The organism is Brevibacterium mcbrellneri ATCC 49030, assembly GCF_000178455.1.
In the GTDB taxonomy this organism is placed as follows: domain Bacteria; phylum Actinomycetota; class Actinomycetes; order Actinomycetales; family Brevibacteriaceae; genus Brevibacterium; species Brevibacterium mcbrellneri.
In genome coordinates this window covers 1-18243 of the sequence record NZ_ADNU01000065.1, presented here as the reverse complement: position 1 = coordinate 18243, position 18243 = coordinate 1, and the positions used below count along the sequence as shown (strand labels likewise).

The 18243-nt window shown below is 56.3% G+C and carries 19 protein-coding genes; 9 read left to right on the top strand and 10 right to left on the bottom strand.

Annotated elements, in window-relative coordinates; all coding sequences use genetic code 11:
* Window positions 1-15 precede the first annotated feature (15 nt).
* The 3 genes from HMPREF0183_RS09850 to rpsB form a co-directional block, all read right to left on the bottom strand.
* Window positions 16-648, bottom strand: a complete 633-nt coding sequence (locus HMPREF0183_RS09850; RefSeq protein ID WP_005885627.1) for a peroxiredoxin — start codon at window positions 646-648, stop codon at window positions 16-18.
* Window positions 649-862: 214 nt separating this feature from the next.
* Entirely contained in the window at window positions 863-1690 is an 828-nt protein-coding gene (gene tsf, locus HMPREF0183_RS09845; RefSeq protein WP_005885625.1) for a translation elongation factor Ts, read from the bottom strand.
* A 54-nt stretch (window positions 1691-1744) separates the two neighbouring features.
* Window positions 1745-2686, bottom strand: a complete 942-nt coding sequence (gene rpsB, locus HMPREF0183_RS09840) for a 30S ribosomal protein S2 (protein ID WP_005885623.1) — start codon at window positions 2684-2686, stop codon at window positions 1745-1747.
* Window positions 2687-3067: 381 nt separating this feature from the next.
* Between rpsB and HMPREF0183_RS09835 the strand changes: the two genes are divergently transcribed.
* Window positions 3068-4066: a D-alanyl-D-alanine carboxypeptidase family protein gene (locus HMPREF0183_RS09835; RefSeq protein WP_005885621.1), complete on the top strand. Its 999-nt coding sequence runs from the start codon at window positions 3068-3070 to the stop codon at window positions 4064-4066.
* A 93-nt stretch (window positions 4067-4159) separates the two neighbouring features.
* A complete protein-coding gene (locus HMPREF0183_RS09830) occupies window positions 4160-4825 on the top strand; it encodes an SDR family oxidoreductase (RefSeq protein WP_005885619.1) in 666 nt (221 codons plus the stop codon).
* A 6-nt stretch (window positions 4826-4831) separates the two neighbouring features.
* Here the strand turns inward: HMPREF0183_RS09830 and HMPREF0183_RS09825 are convergent, their stop codons facing one another.
* From HMPREF0183_RS09825 to HMPREF0183_RS09800, 6 genes are all read right to left on the bottom strand, one after another.
* On the bottom strand, window positions 4832-5821 hold the full coding sequence (locus HMPREF0183_RS09825; RefSeq protein WP_005885617.1) for a tyrosine recombinase XerC: 990 nt from the start codon (window positions 5819-5821) through the stop codon (window positions 4832-4834).
* A gap of 48 nt (window positions 5822-5869) precedes the next feature.
* Window positions 5870-7045, bottom strand: a complete 1176-nt coding sequence (locus HMPREF0183_RS09820; RefSeq protein WP_005885616.1) for an ATP-grasp domain-containing protein — start codon at window positions 7043-7045, stop codon at window positions 5870-5872.
* Window positions 7042-8241 carry an MFS transporter gene (locus HMPREF0183_RS09815; RefSeq protein ID WP_005885612.1) on the bottom strand — a complete coding sequence of 400 codons (1200 nt, stop codon included), beginning with the start codon at window positions 8239-8241 and terminating at the stop codon, window positions 7042-7044. Before HMPREF0183_RS09815 ends, HMPREF0183_RS09820 begins: the two co-directional genes overlap by 4 nt.
* Window positions 8238-9347 (bottom strand): ATP-grasp domain-containing protein, encoded by a 1110-nt coding sequence (locus HMPREF0183_RS09810; protein WP_005885609.1) that lies wholly within the window; start codon window positions 9345-9347, stop codon window positions 8238-8240. Before HMPREF0183_RS09810 ends, HMPREF0183_RS09815 begins: the two co-directional genes overlap by 4 nt.
* A 320-nt stretch (window positions 9348-9667) precedes the next feature.
* Window positions 9668-10396: a nucleotidyl transferase AbiEii/AbiGii toxin family protein gene (locus HMPREF0183_RS09805; protein ID WP_005885606.1), complete on the bottom strand. Its 729-nt coding sequence runs from the start codon at window positions 10394-10396 to the stop codon at window positions 9668-9670.
* A complete protein-coding gene (locus HMPREF0183_RS09800; protein ID WP_245527155.1) occupies window positions 10393-10971 on the bottom strand; it encodes a type IV toxin-antitoxin system AbiEi family antitoxin domain-containing protein in 579 nt (192 codons plus the stop codon). The genes HMPREF0183_RS09805 and HMPREF0183_RS09800 overlap by 4 nt, the downstream gene beginning before the upstream one ends.
* A gap of 411 nt (window positions 10972-11382) precedes the next feature.
* Between HMPREF0183_RS09800 and HMPREF0183_RS12905 the strand changes: the two genes are divergently transcribed.
* From HMPREF0183_RS12905 to HMPREF0183_RS12900, 5 genes are all read left to right on the top strand, one after another.
* Window positions 11383-11541, top strand: coding sequence for a hypothetical protein (locus tag HMPREF0183_RS12905; RefSeq protein WP_005885600.1), 159 nt, complete (start codon window positions 11383-11385; stop codon window positions 11539-11541).
* A 139-nt stretch (window positions 11542-11680) separates the two neighbouring features.
* Window positions 11681-12940, top strand: coding sequence for an MFS transporter (locus HMPREF0183_RS09790; RefSeq protein ID WP_005885598.1), 1260 nt, complete (start codon window positions 11681-11683; stop codon window positions 12938-12940).
* Window positions 12941-13001: 61 nt separating this feature from the next.
* Window positions 13002-13193 carry a hypothetical protein gene (locus HMPREF0183_RS09785; RefSeq protein ID WP_040348928.1) on the top strand — a complete coding sequence of 64 codons (192 nt, stop codon included), beginning with the start codon at window positions 13002-13004 and terminating at the stop codon, window positions 13191-13193.
* A 483-nt stretch (window positions 13194-13676) separates the two neighbouring features.
* On the top strand, window positions 13677-13898 hold the full coding sequence (locus tag HMPREF0183_RS09780) for a hypothetical protein (protein WP_005885595.1): 222 nt from the start codon (window positions 13677-13679) through the stop codon (window positions 13896-13898).
* Window positions 13899-13981: 83 nt separating this feature from the next.
* Entirely contained in the window at window positions 13982-14146 is a 165-nt protein-coding gene (locus tag HMPREF0183_RS12900) for a hypothetical protein (protein ID WP_156798237.1), read from the top strand.
* Between the two features lie 110 nt (window positions 14147-14256).
* Here the strand turns inward: HMPREF0183_RS12900 and HMPREF0183_RS09775 are convergent, their stop codons facing one another.
* Window positions 14257-15132, bottom strand: a complete 876-nt coding sequence (locus tag HMPREF0183_RS09775; RefSeq protein WP_005885591.1) for a LysR family transcriptional regulator — start codon at window positions 15130-15132, stop codon at window positions 14257-14259.
* Between the two features lie 150 nt (window positions 15133-15282).
* On the opposite strand from HMPREF0183_RS09775, the gene HMPREF0183_RS09770 reads away from it, so the two are divergent.
* Together HMPREF0183_RS09770 and HMPREF0183_RS09765 are read left to right on the top strand one after the other, a co-directional pair.
* On the top strand, window positions 15283-16554 hold the full coding sequence (locus HMPREF0183_RS09770; protein WP_005885588.1) for a hypothetical protein: 1272 nt from the start codon (window positions 15283-15285) through the stop codon (window positions 16552-16554).
* A gap of 50 nt (window positions 16555-16604) precedes the next feature.
* Window positions 16605-17948, top strand: a complete 1344-nt coding sequence (locus tag HMPREF0183_RS09765; RefSeq protein ID WP_040348938.1) for an MFS transporter — start codon at window positions 16605-16607, stop codon at window positions 17946-17948.
* Window positions 17949-18243 lie beyond the last annotated feature (295 nt).

Here is an 18243-nt window from a genome sequence, read left to right as displayed (position 1 = left end):
GCCGCCGAGGTCGTTCTAGTTTTCGCGGATCCGAGCCGTGCGCAGATAAGGGAAGGCCTCTTCGACATCGTCAAAACGTTCGCGGGCCTCAGCGGTTGTGATGCCTGTTGGGACGATGATTTTGTCGCCGTCTTTCCAGTCAACTGGGGTGGCGACTTCAGCACGGTCAGCAGTTTGGAGGGCGTCAATCACGCGCAGGATTTCGTCGAAGTTACGCCCGGTTGACTTGGGGTAGGTCATGGTCAGGCGGATCTTCTTGAACGGGTCAATAACGAACACCGAACGCACGGACGACGTGTCCCCTTCGTTGGGGTGGATCATGTCGTAAAGTTCGGCGACCGTCTTGTCTGGGTCCGCAATGATGGGGTACTCCACGGTGGTGTTGTTGTAGGAGTTGATGTCCGGGATCCAGCTGATGTGTTCTTCATTGGAGTCCACGGACAGGGCGATTGGCTTAACGCCACGCTTTGCCCATTCCTCGCTCAGTTGCGCAACGCGACCCAGTTCGGTGGTGCACACGGGGGTGAAGTCTGCGGGGTGCGAGAAGAACACCACCCAGCTGTCACCAACCCAGTCGTGGAAGGAGATTTCACCGGCCGAGGTTTCGGTGGTGAAATCAGGGGCTACGTCACCGAGCATGAGGGTCATCGTTGGTCCTTTCGATTGCGGGTGTTCCGTTCAGGCTACGCACTGGGTGTGACTTTCGGCTCGCAGCACGGTAAAGATCAGGCCCCGCTTGGGTAAAGACCACGTGAACTTGCTGGGCTGCATCCCTACGTGGCACGTCCCTACAGGGCACCCGGCAAAACACAACGTGCCACCACAAAAATGTGGTGGCACGTTGTGTTAGCTAGCGCTTAGATTAGGATCCCACACGCACGCGAGCGAAACCGGTTGCCTTGATGCCAGCTTCGTCCAGAACGGACTGAACCGACTTCTTTGGCTCCTTGGCAAAACCCTGGTCCAGCAGAACGTTTTCCTTGAAGAATCCGTTCACGCGACCTTCAACGATCTTTGGCAGAGCAGCTTCTGGCTTGCCTTCGTTCTTTGCGGTTTCCAGAGCGATTTCGCGCTCCTTTTCAACCAGGTCAGCGGGGACGTCATCGCGGCTGAAGTACTTAGGTGCAAGAGCAGCAATGTGCACAGCTACGTCGTGTGCAGCCTGGTCGTTGTCACCTTCGTAAGCCAGCAACACACCAACCTGCGGAGGCAGGTCCTTGTTGGTGCGGTGCAGGTAGGAAGCGAGCTTGGCACCTTCGAGGCGTACAACCTTCTTGAGGTCAACTTTTTCACCCAGGGAGGCACCACCTTCGGTGATGATCTGGGAGACAGGCTTGCCGTCAATTTCCACGTTCTTGAACTCTTCAGCGTCCGAAGCGTTGTTCGCAACTGCCAGTTCCAGAATTTCATCAGCCAGGCTGATGAACTTGTCAGACTTAGCAACGAAGTCGGTTTCGGAGTTGATTTCGATCATGGTTCCGACGCCACCGTCGGTCTTGATAGCAACAAGACCGTCCGAGGTGGAACGTCCTTCGCGCTTGGTGGCACCCTTGAGGCCTTTAACGCGCAGGATTTCAATAGCCTTAGCCTGGTCGCCCTGAGCTTCGTCAAGAGCCTTCTTCACGTCCATCATGCCTGCACCGGTCTTTTCGCGCAGAGCCTTGATGTCAGCGGCGGTGTAGTTTGCCATGTGATCTCCTAGAATCGAGAGGATTTATGTGCTTAGGGTTACAGCACTAACGTGTCAGGCTTCAGTCGACTTGTTGTCGGCGTCAGCGGCGGCTTCTTCCTTGGATTCTGCCTGAGCTGCTTCAGCTTTGGGTTCTTCCTGAGCGTCGGCAACCTTGGTTTCGTCCTTGGCTTCCTTGGTTTCTTCTGCCTTGGCTTCGTCAGCCTTAGCGTCGTCCCCACCCTTACCTTCGAGGAGTTCGCGCTCCCACTCTGGCATTGGTTCAACGTCAACAGCGGAAACGTTCTTTTCGCCTTCGTCAGACGAGTGGCGCTTGAGCAGACCTTCGGCAACTGCGTCTGCAACGACGCGGGTCAGAAGGGCTACGGAGCGAATCGAGTCGTCGTTACCTGGGATTGGGTAGTCAACTTCGTCAGGGTCGCAGTTGGTGTCGAGGATACCCACGATTGGGATACCCAGCTTCTTAGCTTCGTCAACAGCCAGGTGTTCCTTCTTGGTGTCGACGATCCACACAGCTGAAGGGGTGCGCTGCATGTCACGGATACCGCCCAGGGTGCGCTCAAGCTTTTCCTTTTCGCGCGACAGGATGAGCAGTTCCTTCTTGGTGTGACCTGAACCAGCTACGTCGTCGAAGTCGATTTCTTCGAGTTCCTTCAGACGGCGCAGACGACCGGAGATGGTCTGGAAGTTGGTGAGCATACCGCCCAACCAGCGCTGGTTCACAAATGGCTGACCAACGCGCTGCGCCTGTTCGGCAATAGCTTCCTGGGCCTGCTTCTTGGTTCCGACGAACATGATCGATCCGCCGTGCGCAACGGTTTCTTTGATGAACTCGAATGCGGTGTCGATGTAGCCCAGCGTCTGCTGCAGGTCAATGATGTAGATGCCGTTGCGTTCCGTGAAAATGAAACGCTTCATCTTGGGGTTCCAGCGACGAGTCTGGTGACCAAAGTGAACACCGGAGTCGAGCAACTGGCGAGTGGTGACGACGGCCATGCCGACGCCCTCCTTTCATGGCGCTTACGCGCGTTCGGGCGCAGGTTCCAACTGGGTTGACCCTGCGCGGATTTCGGTTTGTTCCTGGTATCCGTGGCGGGAGCCCACGCTTCACCCACGTGTCCTGCTGGAGGAATATGTGTGGATAAAACGCACCTGAGGCACCGCTCGTGTGTCGGACACGCGTAGTCAAGAGTTCTGACACTCCTGCTGGCCCTATTTTATGCAGGTCACGCGCGAGTAGCCAAATAGTTACTTGAGGCACAGCTCGTGTGGATTGTTTTTCGTTCTCGTGGCATGAAGCGTGTGGAAGATTTCGCGGTTTCCACAAGCTAGGGTTCGGGTCTTTTATCAGCGGTTTTCACGTAGTGCGATGAGTACATGATTTCTCGAATTTTGACTACAGTTTCGTGGCTCGTATTAGCACTGACGCTGATGAGCGCCACATATGTTCCAGACTCCGTGGTGTATGCGGCACCCGGTGAGCACTCAGATGAAGCGTCCGGCACGTGGATGACTCCGGTGCCAGGGTTTGAAGTGATCCGTGGTTTCGATAAGCCGGACAAGAATTGGCAGTCCGGGCACCGAGGTGTCGATGTCCTGGCGCTGCCCGGTGAGCCCGTGCGTGCCCCAGGTTTTGGCGTGGTGCGGTTCGTGGGAGTGGTTGCCGGGAAACCCGTGATGAGTGTCGAGGTGGGTAACTATGTGGTGAGTTATGAGTCGGTGGACAGCGAGTTGAAGAAGGGCGATGAGATAACTCCCGGGATGCACATGGCTAAGGTGTCCTCACCGTCTCACTGCCCGCAAGGGTGTGTACATGTGGGTGTATGGCGCAAGGACCGGGCGAAGGATTACCTCAACCCGGTGAATTTCTTTTCTTCAGGCGCATCGATCCTTTTGCCAGAGGCACAAGCACCCAAGCCCTTGGCAGTCGACCAGCAGCCGAGCTATAAGGGCAAGGGTAAAGGCGCAGGTCCGTGGGGTGGGCATCAAAACGGGCGAATCCCCTCAGTCGCGATGTGCGCTGTGAAGTCTGCGCCTGGGCACATGCTCAGATGTGACGCAGCACGGGCCTTCGATGAGTTATCGGCTGCGTTCAAGGCCCAGTTCGGCCGGCCAATTTCGGTCACTGACTCATACCGCACATATGAGCAGCAGGTGATCTTGAAGAAACGCAAAGGCAGGATGGCTGCCACTCCGGGCAGATCGAATCACGGGTGGGGACTTGCCGTGGACCTCGGCGGAGGTATCAACCGCTTTGGTACAGCGGAGCACCGGTGGTTGCGTGCGAACGGCCCTAAGTACGGGTGGGATCACCCTGGCTGGGCACGCCAAGGCGGGTCATTGCCGGAGCCGTGGCACTGGGAGTTCATGGGCTAAGCGGGCGGGTTGAGCGAGGAATACCCTGAGTCGGCACAGAAAATGACCATGAACTACATGGAATAGTTCGCACACACTGTGTGTTTCGCGAGTATGAGCACACGTATTGCAATCATTGGTGGACACGGAAAAATTGCTCGTCTCGTTACAGAACGCAAAGGTGACGTCGATATCACCAGCGTGGTGAGAAACCCTGATCATGTCGATGAGCTCAGCGCTATGGGCGCTCACCCAGTTGTTCTCGATGTGGAAACAGCGGCGGTTTCAGAACTAGCCGAGGTCGTTAAAGGTCACGACGCCGTTGTGTTCCTCGCTGGTGCGGGTGGAGGTTCGGGTGTGTTCCGGAAATACACCTCGGACTTGAAAGCCGCGATCACTTCTCAGCAGGCAGCCAAGGAAGCGGGCGTGAGCCGGTTCGTACAGGTGTCGTTCGTTGGGGCCGAGCACCCAACTGCCGAAGGCACTGACCCGGTCTTTGCCGCGTACTGGGATGCCAAACGTATTGCCGATGACGCGCTTCGGGCATCTGACTTGGACTTCACGATTGTCAAGCCTGGGCGTCTGACGGATGAGCCCGAGACTGGGAAGCTTTCGGTCTCCCAGGGTGAGGTGCGTAAGGGTTCGACTACGGCGCGCGCCGATGTAGCGAACTTCATTCTGCACATCCTGGAAGATGAGCGCACGTACGGGAAGGACCTGGACATCCTCGACGGGGACACCCCGCTTGCTGAGTCTTTGGACGCGTACTTGGCGCAATAAGTGAATTTAGGCGCGTGGGTGGGCCTGCGTGTAGGAGTCCTTAAGTTTGCCCAGGCTCACGTGCGTGTATATCTGGGTTGAGCTCAGTGTGGCGTGGCCCAGGAACTCTTGAACTTGGCGGATGTCGGCCCCGTTTTCCACCATGTGGGTGGCTGCTGAATGGCGGAGGCCGTGGGGCGAGATTTCCGGTGATTTGGCTCGTTTGGCCGTCGCCTTGTGGACCACGTCGCGTACTTGGCGCTGGTTGATTCTGCCACCTCGGACGCCTACAAACAGGGCTTCTTGACCTTCACTGGCTAGGTGGTTTCTGACTTCTAACCATTCGGTGAGGGCTCGTTGCGAGGGGCCGCCGAATGGGATTCGGCGTTGTTTGTTTCCTTTTCCTAGAACCGTGATGAGTCCGGCGGTCCAGTCGACGTCGGTGGTGTCGAGATTGACGAGTTCGGATACGCGCATGCCGGTGGCGTACAGCAGTTCGACGAGTGCGATGTCGCGTGTGCGTGCGGCGCGTTGGGTCTTGGTGAGTTTCGCGTCCTCAGCGGGTGGTTCAAAAGGTTGTGTGAGCACGTCTTCTGTGTGGGACTGCTGTAAAACAGTGGGCAGGCGGGTGGCTTTTTTAGGCGTGGATAGTCTGCTGGCCGGGTTGGTGGCGGTGATGCCTGCCCGGGTGGTGAAGGTGAAGAATGACCGGATGCCTGCGATACGACGGGCGAGGGTTCCGGGCGAGGCACCTTGGGCAGATAGGTGAAGGAGCCACTGGCGAAGGTTGCCGATTTCGATGTCGGCCAAATGGATGGGGTCACCGTTGCCGTCGCGGGCGAGGAATTCCATGAGGTTGGTGGCGTCGGCGATGTAGTTGCGCACGGTGTGTTCCGATGCGTTCTTGTGTACCGTCAGTTCGTTGTGAAAGCGGTCGAGTGCGTCGAGGTATTCGGCACTCAACCGGTCATGCTGAGGTTCGCCAGTTGCGTTGGCGTTGTGTGGGGAAGTCGCCATTCTTCAAGGGTACGCCAGGTTCGCAACTCGAGCGACAGCGCTCCATGTTTATGGCAGTACCTTCTGACTTTGAAGGGTCTGTACGGTTCTAGAAATGTTTTGGCCGGAAAGGATGACGTATGCATGTCTGTCCGCTGAGCACGTGATAGGACCACGGTCACCTGCGGCTTTCATGATCCCTGCATCTTTTACATCCTCATGTTGGCGAACGCAGGCTAACCACTGTTCGTCGGTATGTGGGCACTCACTCAAGTCCGGGAAGAATACGGCTGACTGTTCGCCGCGCGGCTCATCGTTTGGCAATCGCTGGTGCTGGTAAGCGCTGAACAGTATGTTGAAAGCTGTTGCTCCGACGCTCCACTCCATGAGGTCAGCAATATGATCTCCCCCAACGCGTCCATGTGCTTCGATCAAACGGGGCTGACCATCTTCCAGTATGAATTCGATGTGTGAGAGCCCGAACTGATAGTTGGCAGAATCGAGGACGGTTCGTGCAGCATCGAACAAGCGATCACGCGACTCTTCAGAAATACGAGCTGGCTGATGATGTCCAGTCTCAACGAGACCAGTTATTCCGCCAGTTACTTTCTCGGTCACTACTAGCGGGCGATGTTGGCCTTCCCACGAAATAGTTTCGACTGAGAACTCCGGTCCCACAAACCGTTGTTCGACGAGGTACTGCCCAGGATCAACCGCCAGGTCTTGGAGTTCTACTTCTGAAACGACGCTACGGACATCTCGACTACCAGAACCCGAGTTGGGTTTAAGGACGAGGCCGTGCTGTGTCTGTCGGAAAAAATCCTGAAGTCTGGAGTCTGTGCCTGTTGTCAGGTCGAGCATCGAATGCAGCCCGTTTATAGGTGACCACTCTGGAAGAGCTTCGCGTAGCCGATGCTTATCGCGCATAATTTCAAGACTTGTAAACGAAGCAAACTTTCCTTCTGCAAGCCCCAATGCACTGTTTACAAGTGCGGCTACTTGAGACGTGTCGTCACCTAGGCCAACACACAGTGCATCACCCTGCTCACCTTTTGCACTAATAAAAGGTTCGAGCGCCCTAACCACGCTGAGGGCGTCGAGAGGGTCATGTACCTCGACTGTTTCGCCGTCGAAGTTTTCGAGCGATGACAAAAACTGAGCGTTCGCGACAGGAACAATCTTCGCACCAGCATTGTGGGCAGCATCAATCACTTCCTGGCGCGGAGTGAGAGTATAGAAAATCATGATCCAGCCTTTCGACGTGAAAGAACAACTGCTCCGGTAAAGCCCAATACAGCTAAAGGGACCGCCAAATACATCACTGACGCAGGAGAATCGAAGTGTTCGATCAAAGCACCGCCTGCGCTCGCACCTATGAGTGATGACACGCCTGCTGCGGTGGCTGTGGCTCCGTAGGCACGTGTCAAACCCGTTCCTTCTCTACGGAGCTGAGCTGTGACTTCGTCCAGTGTGGGACTCACAAGAAGTTCAGCCAGGCTAAAGAGTGTTGCAAAGAGGATCACTGTCGCTGGCCCCGCTGGAATTGGTAGAACCAGAAAGCTTCCGACGAACAATAGAAACCCAATGGCCAAAACATAAGCAGATCGAACGGGTTTGAGGAGTTTCACTAGCAGTGGGTATTGCAGAACAAGGATGAGAATCGCGTTTCCGGTATATACCCATGAAGATCCAAGTGGCGTGCCAAAGCCGCTTTCGGCATAGAGTGGCACGACGAGGGGCCACTGAGAATAAATCCCCCAGTACGCCAGCGTGCATCCAATCAAAACGAAAAACAGTCGGTCAAGCCGACGCCTGTCGCTTCGCATGCGAGTTTTCGTGTCTTGGCCGCTTTCTTCCGGTGGTTTGAACTTCACAAACAGTAAACCCAAACCAAGCAACACATATGAAGTAACAACCGACAAAACAATGACGGAGAACGAGGCAACCACAAAAACGACGCCACCGATTGACGGCCCCACGAGGGCGCCAAGGTTAACGGCGATAGATCGCATTGTGATCGTTCGGCGGTCAGACGAAGCCCTCATGAGTTCAGTTTTCAATGCGAGAGCTGTCGAAGAACTCCCAAGGCTTGCAACAACGGCGCCAACCGCGTACGTCAGTACGTTGCTGTCAAACGCAAAAACGAGGAGGCCCACGCTGCGGAGTGCCAAACCACCTATTGCCAGTGTTTTCGATCCTAGTCTGGCGTTGACTGTCCCTATCAGTCCAGAGAGAATTTGCCCGGTGCCTGAGAGAAGGCCAAGAATCAATCCAGTAGCGCCAGCACCAACACCACGATCGATGAGTTCAAGGGTGATCAGCGGGTAGAACATGAATGTCGTGATCCCGCTGATCACAATTGCAACGAGAAACACCCAGGTGGATGATGTCGCTACATCAACTGATTCTTTTGAACCATTTTTGGAAGGGTCCGGCATCATTGGACATCCACCGTTAGCGCTTGCGAGGCCGCAAGAGCTCTGTCTTGCGCCAGGGCAGGAGTTGCTGCTGTGGCGTACACGTTTCCGATGCGGGCCTTGTACGACGTGGTGTCTGTGATGTGGTCGCCTATCGACTTTGACGGAATCCACCCAGGCTGCCCCGGATAAAACCGCAGATTATCGAGCCCGTCTATACCTCGAAGTTGGCCAGTCTGAGTGGAATAGATGCTCACATGACTATGACCTGCACAAACTTCGCGGATCTCAGGGAGGTGAGGTTCCATGTTGAGAGCATCAGCGACAGCAAGAGCGTACGGGTCGAAGTTGGTGCATGTGTCAATTGCAGGTGTGATCAAAGCGCCAGGCATCCGAGCGTTAAGTTCAACCAGCGCAAACCCGTTGGCAGTCTCAATGAACTCTACGTGTGCAAACCCAACGTCGTACTGTAGCTTCGCAAGGAGGCTCTTTCCCCATTTTTCGACTTCAGCTTCCCACGGTGTCCCATGCTCGTGGGGAAAAGTTTTGACGTTTTCGAGAAAAACTGGTGGGGCCGTCAAAATTCGGTTTGTGATGCCGAAGAAAACGGTCGAGTTACCGTTTGACCAGAACTCGGCCGAATACAGCGGTCCACGATAGTAGGGTTCAGTTACGAAAGCGTCCTGGTCTCCCGCAGAAGCGCGAAGTTCTTCCAGTTCGCGCTCGGTGTGAACAAGGTCAATACCGAGTGATCCAGTCCCATTGCGTGGCTTGACTATTTTAGGAAAATCGCTGACAGGCGTGGCGGAATACGCGGAGAGTTCTCGTTGCACCCACTCCTTGTCACGGAAATTCTTGAGACGAGAGCTTGAAAATCGACGTGGAAAATCAAACTCTTCACGTAACTCAGCCGCGATCACGCCCCATGTGTCGGTAGAGCTAAAAACGGCACCTATGTTACTTCGCTCGGCTCTAATGTATGCGCGCAACTGTGCGTGATCGTTTGTAGGGAATGTGAGTACGTCAGCACCTTCTGTATCAGAATAAATCGAAGGGTCCGAGGCAAGGAGCCTGAGTTGGTAACCAAACTTCTGCGCTTGTTCCGCCATCCTGTTAACGCCGAGGGTCATCGCCTCCACAGCTAAAACTGTCTTCAACTCTGGCGCCCCCTATGCACTACCGCCTCGGTCCAGCAGGAATTCCCACCTGTTTGAATCATTAACTACGGGTGAGAGCCTAGCACGTAAGAGCACGATCAATCCGCCGTCTTCCTGGCGCCCCTAGCTGCTCTTCTTCCACCTGTGGAGCAACGCGACCAACACCCGCAACGAGCCAGCTCCACGCACCCTCGCGCCTAGCGGGCGATCATCACCCAGATCATCCAAAACATTCATCCCTCGCTAGCCCGCAACGTGTACGTGTGCGCTAAAGCGTCACCAGTTGCGAGTTCTCAGCCACTCAGATCCGCCTGGAGAAGCGCTACCGGAGGCTTTCCCAGGACCGCGACCGCGGATCCCAGGTCGTGCCCGTTGCTCTGCGGTCCAGCACGGGTTCGGCGTGTGCCGACAATCCAAGCAATGTCGACGAAGTCGCGCCAGCGGGTGTTCACCTCGCCGCGGTCGAGAGCGGTGACGATCTTCTCGGCGAACACCATGTGGTCGGGGTACCCGCGCAAGCGGAGCGTTCCACCAAGTAAGCATGGCAGTTCCTGCTCGACCGGTGCGGGCCAGATCGGATCGCCAAAGTTAACGTCAACGTGCAAAGCAATACGTGCGGTGGCCAGACGAACGTTGAGTTTGACACGGACGCCGGTATAGACCGCGTCATCAAGGATCGACTCACCGGAGACAGAGCCGAGTTCGAAGACCAAGCCGTCATCGGGTTGTTGAACGATGATCTCCCGGACACGAGCCTCAACGTCGAGGATGTCGTTGGGGAACCCGGTGGCGGCGAGGTCGATGTCTCGGGTGGGTCGGCGCACGGCGAACGCAGTCATGAGCACGCCGCCTTTGAGAACGAAGTCGTTCGAAACCTTTGAAGCAACCAGGCGGACGAGGAATCCTTCGAGGGCGTACAGGGTGAAGTACTCTGCCGGATCGCGACGGTGGGCGCGGGCGATGTTGCGCAAGTCGTTATACACCTGACCGGCGCGGGTGTTACGGTTCGGCGCCGGAGTCACAGCAGCACCTCCAACGCCAGGCGCAGCCGCGGCTTCGCCTTGGGGAAGGCATCGGCCATGCGCAGCAACCTCCCCGGCGTTGACCCGGTGCGACGCAGCCATCGCCGGAGCGCCTCGTAGGCAATCTCACCACCGAGGTGATGCATGAGTCGGAAGCAATCGATGATGGTCCGCTCGGGCGAATAGATCGCCAACGTCACACCCGGAGCAACACGGTGTGTTTCACGTCCGAGGGTGAAGGTGTCGGTGGCGAAGCTGTGCCATGTCACGTGGTCGAACCCGGCCGGGTGCCTGGTTCCGCGCGGTAAGGCTATGTCGGTGTCGAACGGGATCACGTCGGTGAGGTCATGGTTCGCGAGCGCGCTGGTCAGGCACATCGTCGCCTCCGATCGCAGGGCGGTCGCGGCGGCGAGAGAAACAAAGCGCTCATCAAGCATGCCGGGGTAAAGATACACGCCACGTCCCACACGCTCGATCTCCTCAGCCGCGAGCAGGTCGTAGATCTCATCCTTGCGCAGGCCCGCCGCGCGGGCCTGTTCGAGTGTGAACACTGGTGTCAGGTTAATAGTCGTCACGTCGATCACCTCCTACATGTACACACATCAAGTTTATGTGTAAACAGTTAGAAACAAAAGAGAGTGAGGGTAACTCGCAACACCACCCGGAATCATCAAGCGTTACGGCGCCTCTAGCCATGTTTCTTCCACCCATTCCCGTCCTTTGTCGCTCGGCCTTTCATCATGAGCACACTAACCACCGAGCGAGCTTCAGCAACGGTCAGACTTAACTTAAGAGCTACCAGGACCAGCCGACCAGCGCGAAGGTATTGGTCACGATCGTGTCCGGCCTTGCGATTGGGAAGCCACTCGCAATCCTGCCTTTTGCGTACGGTACAGAAGTCCCATAGCGTCCTATTCCATGGATCCCTGGAATAGCGCGCTACAGTTCCTTCTTTCGAGACAAAAACATCGCGATCATCGAAGATCATGCAACAGTGCGCGTTCAACAACAAGAAGTTCGAATTCATCTGGAGCTCGGAAGTCATCAAGATCGGTGGTGCGATTCAGATCATCGGCGGATGCCGCTCAAGGATAAACGAACTCGCCGACCTCACCTTCGCTTCTGACAAGACACTGGTGTTCTGAGCCGTCAAGCACCACACCGCCCCGGGACGAAACGTCACTGACCTCGAATCGCTATTTCAGCTTGCAGTAACATTCCGACTTGCGTCGCCACCAACGGGACTTTGCGCCCACGCCCGTCACTCTCCACGAAAGATACCGAATGAATACCGATTCTAAACTCCACGCATCGATTAGTGAGCACGAACGTGCCCGCGTGCACAAACGCACGCTCACAGTTGTGATCCTGAGCCAGATCCTTGGGGGTGCTGGCCTGGCTGCCGGGCTCGCTGTAGGAGCGCTGCTTGCGCAAGACATGCTCGGCGCCGATGCTCTCTCCGGCTTGCCGACTGGCCTATTCACGCTGGGCTCGGCCCTCGCCGCCTACCTTGTGGGCCGCTCCACACAGCGATTCGGTCGTCGCATGGGCTTGGCCTGCGGGTTCATCGCTGGTGGGATCGGCGCTCTCGGCGTCGTGATCGCCGCAATCGCAGACAACGCTCCCCTGTTATTCGTTGCTTTGTTCATCTACGGCTCAGGCACCGCGACGAACCTGCAATCCCGCTATGCTGGCACAGACCTGGCACTGCCCAGCAGGCGCGGGTTCGGAGCGAGCATGGCGATGGTCGCCACCACGATCGGTGCCGTCGCAGGCCCGAACCTCATCGAGCCAATGGGCGTTTTCGCTGACGCAATAGGCGTGCCAACTCTGGCGGGTCCGTTCATCCTGGCAGCGGTTGCCTATACCGCGGCTGGTCTCTTCCTGTTTGCATTCCTCCGGCCCGACCCCTACCTGCTTGCACGAGACATAGCCGAACACGAAACAGCCCAAGCCGCCCAGAGTGATCAGGCCACGACAATACCGAAAGTCGGGGTGAGCGCATACGTCGGCGCGACGGTGATGGTGCTCACGCAGATCGTCATGATCGCGATCATGACGATGACTCCGGTGCACATGAGAGCCCACGACCACGGAATGGACGCGATTGGTCTCGTGATCGGACTCCATATCGGAGCGATGTGGCTACCCTCGCTATTCACCGGCACCCTCGTCGACAAACTTGGCCGCACCCCAATGGTGATCGCCTCCGGAGTCACACTGTTGCTCGCCGGGCTCTTGGCAGCATTTGCCCCTGCCGATTCTCTCGGACTGCTAATCCTCGCGCTCGTACTGCTCGGCCTCGGATGGAACTTTGGCCTAGTCGCAGGCACAGCGCTCGTGGTCGATGCAACAGTGCCGCAGAACCGACCTAAGACACAGGGCACCATCGATGTGCTCATCGCGCTCGTCGGCGCCGGCGGTGGGGTGGCATCTGGGGCCGTCATGCACGCCACAAGCTACCAGGTGCTGTCCATTGGCGGCGGCACCCTCGTTACCCTCCTAATCCCCGTTCTCTTCTGGGCACGGAACGAACAACGCTGAGGCGAAAGCTCACTGCTTCCCACCACGAAAGCGTTTCCCTTATTCCATGAAAGAGAGGAGTATGTCTGGGCTGAGCAAAGCAGACGTGTTCGATGTGTTCGCCGAAGTCGTGCTGTACTGCCGGGGAGAACTGTGCAGAATCTCACGGGAAGCCGCCGTGTGGTTGCGTGAACGTGGCATCGACGCGAAAGCGATGGATGAGGGCATCATCGAGTGGAGAGCAAACAAAGACATCATTTTCAACGTCGCTTGAGAACCCGAAACTTACGAGCCTCAAAGCAAACCGCGCTTCCTGCAAACGCGCCACTTCCTGGGCTTGAGATCGGAATCGGCACCGAAATTGGGGATTCGGGACCGCTCTGCGCGTAAGCCGGATAGACCATCGATCGACTTGTACGGCCTGGATGAGCATTAACGCCTGGCTGGCGTCGCGATGTGTTCATGCGTTCTCTCCTGTTCAAGGAGTTGTACTTTCCATCACCGAACTCATCCGCGAAAAAGCACGCCCAGACGATGGCATAACTCTAAACGGAAGCTCCACCCCACCTGAGACGAACTGTGATCACATATACTTATCTGTGAGCATTTCGTTCCATGCTGATAGAGGTGACCCACATGCCTCCAATCACCCTGTCGACCGCTGACCGCGTAGGCCCGTCCCGCGCCGGCCTTTACCGAGCAGGCGATCACCTGGCACCAGTTTGACACCGAGACCTTCGACCTCGGACGCGACGAAGTGCCAGTCGAAGGCGCCGACCTATCGATCGGGCTCTACTCCCCCGAACGTTGCATCGCCGATGCGTTCCGTCTCCGTGGCCAGCTCGGCTACGAGATCGCACGAGACTCACTCAGGGAGTGGTTGCGTCGTGGAGGGAAGCCCAACAGCCTGATTCAGATCGCCTTGCAGCTCCCCCGGGCCAAGACTCCGATCACCCGCGCCTTGGAGACGCTGTCATGATGCCACTCTCACCACACATGCAAGGGCGCCTCTAACCGGTCGTTTTCCACCCGTGGGTGTCCTTTGTAGCACGTCCCTTCATCATGAGCGCACCAACTACCGACCGCGCTTCGTTCACCGTCACTCCAGCTTTACTGGCCACCGAATCCAAACCCGCACCCCTCGCAGTGGGCAACGCGGCGAACACCCGCAACTCAGGTTCATCCAAATCGTCCGTGATCCTCAACTCCGCCTGCCGAATGTTCTAGGCGATAGCAAACCGGCATGTGCTCTCGCGTTTGAGTTCTAAGAAGCGCCAGCGTCCCGAACCAAATTAAAAATCTACCTACATTGAAAGTGCCAGCGTGAGGTCAACTGCTTATTCTTGACCGTGGATACCGCGCATTTGACCCACGAGTCCCATGAAGGATGCGACAGCGTGAGACCGTCTCTCGCCCCTCCTAACAGCGATGCTGATCTGACGAGAGATTCTCGGAATGATATCTAAGCAGACGAGAGTTCTTGGCAGTGTCGGGACTAACAAACGAGGAAGTATCGTGATGCCAACGCCTGCCTGCACAAGCGCTAAAGCGGTCGAGGGTTCGCGCACCACGGCCGAATACACGACAGAAGTATTTGCGACCGACAGCGCTGCACTAACCACCTTTTCGCACCCACCTGTGGCTGCGATGACTCGCTGATCTGCCATCATTTCAATGGGGACAGCATTTTCTGCGACGCCAGGCATTTGGTCCCGTCTTGCGACGAGCACGAAGTCATCGTCGTACAACGGCTGAAACTGCACGTTGTGGGGGTGACCAACGACAAATGCGACATCTACTTCTCCAGTTCGTAACCATTCAAGTGTGTCAAGGTCGTTACCCTCCTTGATATCAAGACGTATCCGAGGAAAACGACTGTGGAATTCCTGCAATACGGCAGGCAAATAGTGATTAGATGCACTCGCAAATGTCGCCAGTTTCAGAGTACCGGCGCCGTGAAGGGACGCGAGATCCTCCGAAGCTGCGTCTATGGTCTCCACGACACGTTTTGCATAGGGAAGCAGGACTTCGCCGGCCTCAGTCAGGCTGACACCTGTACGGCCACGGTTTAGAAGTGTCACGCCTACGCGACCTTCCAACGACTTAATAGAGTGACTGATCGCAGCCTGTGTGAGGTGCAATGTCTCGGCCGCTTCTCGAAAGGACCCATCCTCGACGACCTGAGTAAATGCTCGCAGTTGGTGTAACTCCATGAGAATCCCTTATCTCCTTGATAAGCGAAATCTGCTTGCTTACCTTCGCAAGACATTATTACGTTAAAAATACCTCTACTGAGTCCCTCCGGAAACGCTAGCGAGCAACTCTGTTGCTTAAATCAGCGTGACGCCTGGAAAGGAAAACAAATGGATCGAATGATCCTTGGTTCTGCTGTCACTGGAGCAAAATTCACGCCACGCAACCACCAGCCTAGTCGAGATCCTGTCATCGACGCAGCCGCATCCGGGATGACAATCAAGCACCGCCTCACAGACGTAACCGACGAAGCGAAACGCCTCGCTGACCTCGGATGCCGATATTGGCACTACCATGCAAGAAACCCTAAAACGAACGAACAGACCACATCTAACTCAATTTACCAATCGGTCAGCAACAGTGTTCAAGAGTACGACGACGCGGTAGTCATTAGCTTTGGCGCCAGCCGCAATGGGCCCGAGGTTAAGGAGGCCATCAGACACCTCGGAGAATGGGAACGGGTAAGTCAAGCAGCATTGCCCCTTCATATGGAAGGCGCACACTTCGTAACTACGCAAGCAGCTGTTGAACTCCAAGTCATCATCGACCTTGAACGACAGCACGGACCCCTGAATCGCGATTTCGCATGCTCCGCCGAATTCAGCGAACTAGCCAAAAGCTACGTACCAACCCAGAAGGAAGTCGACGCGTCACTAGTGGCCTTCTCTACGGCCAACGGGGCGAACTATGGAAGCACTTCACCTGCTACACAGCTCGCCGTATTGAGTCGTGGAATTAGCGAGCGCAACAGGCTCTATCTCCCACACGAAATTGAATGGGTTCAACTTGAACGTAGCTATCTTGCAACTCGGTTTTGTATCGAACGTCCAGATATTGCACTCGGAAGCTCCGGCCAACTTAACATCACTCTTTTGTTCGGGTTCTCACCAACGTTACCGTTCCCTCACACGTATGCTGAATTTCTTGACGCCGTAAACCTTGCCAAGAGCTTGGAGTATGACCATAAGGGATACAAGTGCCGACATGTGACGGTCTCCGTAGGCGCGGCTGTCATTCCACAACATGCCTCCCGGCATTGTGTACCAATGGATATCGGTGTTGACAAAGGACGAGTCCTCGGCCCACTCCAACGAATCGTTCATTACGCATGCCAGCCGGATGCCCAAGTAGATATCATCCGCTCAGGCATGGAGGACACGCCATATCATTATGACGTCGCCACCGGTCTTGCTCTTGCCGGAAACGTTCAGCTACTCATCGACGTCACAACGGAAATGCGCAAATACGGTTACGAAGCAGTTACCGAGAAAAATGATGTGAACAGAGGCCTCCATTTTGATGTGTTAAAAGACCGTAATACCGCTGATATGGACAGCCTCAGCAAAACTATTGAGCAACTTGACCAGCCATGTCTCCTTTGAACAAGCGAAATAGAGTACCGTTCCAGAAACTCACGGTTGCCACCTGCGCCATGGGCACTCTGACCGTCAACATCAATAACACCGGCCTCAACCTGGTACTTCCACGCATCCGTGACGACTTGGGCCTCGACCTAGCCACCATGCAGTGGGTTTCAGCCGCATATGTCCTCATTCTCGCAGCCCTGACTATGCTGGGTGGCGCTCTGGGCGATCGTTACGACAAGCGTACGGTGCTCGTAACGGGGATCTTGATCTACACGTTTGGCTCAACGGTAGGTATGTTGGCAGATTCCGGGATCTGGCTTACTCTCAGCCGAATGTGCGCAGCGACTGGCGCCTCAGTTCTTGTGCCCGTGGGATTGGCCGCCCTGCGGGTAATTGCACAGACGCCCGAACAACTCGCTTCCTACATGTCACTGTGGGGCTTGTCAGTTGGCCTGGGCATGGCCTTGGGGCCTGTGGCAGGTGGCATCGTTACGGACCTGCTCGGGTGGCGTGCTTTCTTCACCGTAATGGCGTGCCTCGGTGCCCTGTACCTCTGCGCGGTTCTTATTTGTTTTCCAGAGCTACCCGGCACTAAAGAACGCCACGTCGACGTCGTCTCCCACATCCTTTTGGGTAGTAGCATGCTTGCCCTGACCGCATTCTTCATCGAACTACGCTCTGACGCTCCTGCCTGGGTAAAAGTGGCACTGGGCTGTGCTGTTCCCGTGTGTGCCACGGCTTGGCAATGGCGTGACCGCAAGTTGGCGCACCCGGTGATCCCACCTCGGGCGTTTCACGACCGATCATTTTCGGTCTCGATGCTCATCGCATTTGTGAACTACCTTGGACTCGGTGCCACGCTGTTCGTCGCTGCTTTCGTTCTTCAGGACTTGTTCGGTCTCACGGCAGGTGTGGCAGGAGCAGTGAGCGTCCCGCTGGCAATTGCCACCGCGGTGGGAGCGTCCTGGTCTGGGCAGGCGAAAGGAGCGAAGCAGATCCGCGGAGCCATTCGGACGGCAGCCTTCGCCACTCTGTGCGGCGTGCTCATCGCTGGCGGTGCGGTCACGTTGGTGACGAGCGCCCAACTTTGGGTAGCAGTGATTGTGTTCGTCGCCGGCTCGTGTGGCATGGGCTTTGGCTTTGGCGCTGCCAACACTCCGGTGAACTATTTGGCTATGGCGAGTTTACCCAAGACGATTTCAGGTGTGGCCGGATCCTCAGCCTCGGCAAGTCGCCAATTGGGACAATCCACTGGCGTGGCGACCGGAGGTCTTCTACTCGGAATCGGTGTCGCGCTAGCGGGAGTGGGATCACCTCTGGCATACCTCTTACCTGGCGTCGAGGTGGCATTCATCGCAATCTTGCTAGCCATGTTGCCAGCTTTCTACCGTTCACGAAGCGGGAACTGAGCCACCGAATGAGCCCCACAGTAACCAGGCATCCATCATGTTATTGGCCCTCTTGCTCATGTCAATCACACAGTGAACAAGGCCTAGCGACGCAAGTGCGCCTTAACACGAATTCCAATTCGGAATAGACATCGGAAGACTGGTCAGCACCGCTTATTTTGAGCGCATGTTGAAGCTCGGCATTACGCCTCTAGCCATGTTTCTTCCACCCGTGGGTGTCCTTTGCAGCACGTCCCTTCATCATGAGCGCACCAACTACCGACCGCGCTTCGTTCACCGTCACTCCAGCTTTACT

Coding starts and splice junctions, on each gene's coding strand:
- HMPREF0183_RS09850 (WP_005885627.1), bottom strand. CDS start 648: ATGACCCTCATGCTCGGTGACGTAGCCCCTGATTTCACCACCGAAACC.
- tsf (WP_005885625.1), bottom strand. CDS start 1,690: ATGGCAAACTACACCGCCGCTGACATCAAGGCTCTGCGCGAAAAGACC.
- rpsB (WP_005885623.1), bottom strand. CDS start 2,686: ATGGCCGTCGTCACCACTCGCCAGTTGCTCGACTCCGGTGTTCACTTT.
- HMPREF0183_RS09835 (WP_005885621.1), top strand. CDS start 3,068: ATGATTTCTCGAATTTTGACTACAGTTTCGTGGCTCGTATTAGCACTG.
- HMPREF0183_RS09830 (WP_005885619.1), top strand. CDS start 4,160: ATGAGCACACGTATTGCAATCATTGGTGGACACGGAAAAATTGCTCGT.
- HMPREF0183_RS09825 (WP_005885617.1), bottom strand. CDS start 5,821: ATGGCGACTTCCCCACACAACGCCAACGCAACTGGCGAACCTCAGCAT.
- HMPREF0183_RS09820 (WP_005885616.1), bottom strand. CDS start 7,045: ATGATTTTCTATACTCTCACTCCGCGCCAGGAAGTGATTGATGCTGCC.
- HMPREF0183_RS09815 (WP_005885612.1), bottom strand. CDS start 8,241: ATGATGCCGGACCCTTCCAAAAATGGTTCAAAAGAATCAGTTGATGTA.
- HMPREF0183_RS09810 (WP_005885609.1), bottom strand. CDS start 9,347: ATGACCCTCGGCGTTAACAGGATGGCGGAACAAGCGCAGAAGTTTGGT.
- HMPREF0183_RS12905 (WP_005885600.1), top strand. CDS start 11,383: ATGCAACAGTGCGCGTTCAACAACAAGAAGTTCGAATTCATCTGGAGC.
- HMPREF0183_RS09790 (WP_005885598.1), top strand. CDS start 11,681: ATGAATACCGATTCTAAACTCCACGCATCGATTAGTGAGCACGAACGT.
- HMPREF0183_RS09785 (WP_040348928.1), top strand. CDS start 13,002: ATGTCTGGGCTGAGCAAAGCAGACGTGTTCGATGTGTTCGCCGAAGTC.
- HMPREF0183_RS12900 (WP_156798237.1), top strand. CDS start 13,982: ATGAGCGCACCAACTACCGACCGCGCTTCGTTCACCGTCACTCCAGCT.
- HMPREF0183_RS09775 (WP_005885591.1), bottom strand. CDS start 15,132: ATGGAGTTACACCAACTGCGAGCATTTACTCAGGTCGTCGAGGATGGG.
- HMPREF0183_RS09770 (WP_005885588.1), top strand. CDS start 15,283: ATGGATCGAATGATCCTTGGTTCTGCTGTCACTGGAGCAAAATTCACG.
- HMPREF0183_RS09765 (WP_040348938.1), top strand. CDS start 16,605: ATGGGCACTCTGACCGTCAACATCAATAACACCGGCCTCAACCTGGTA.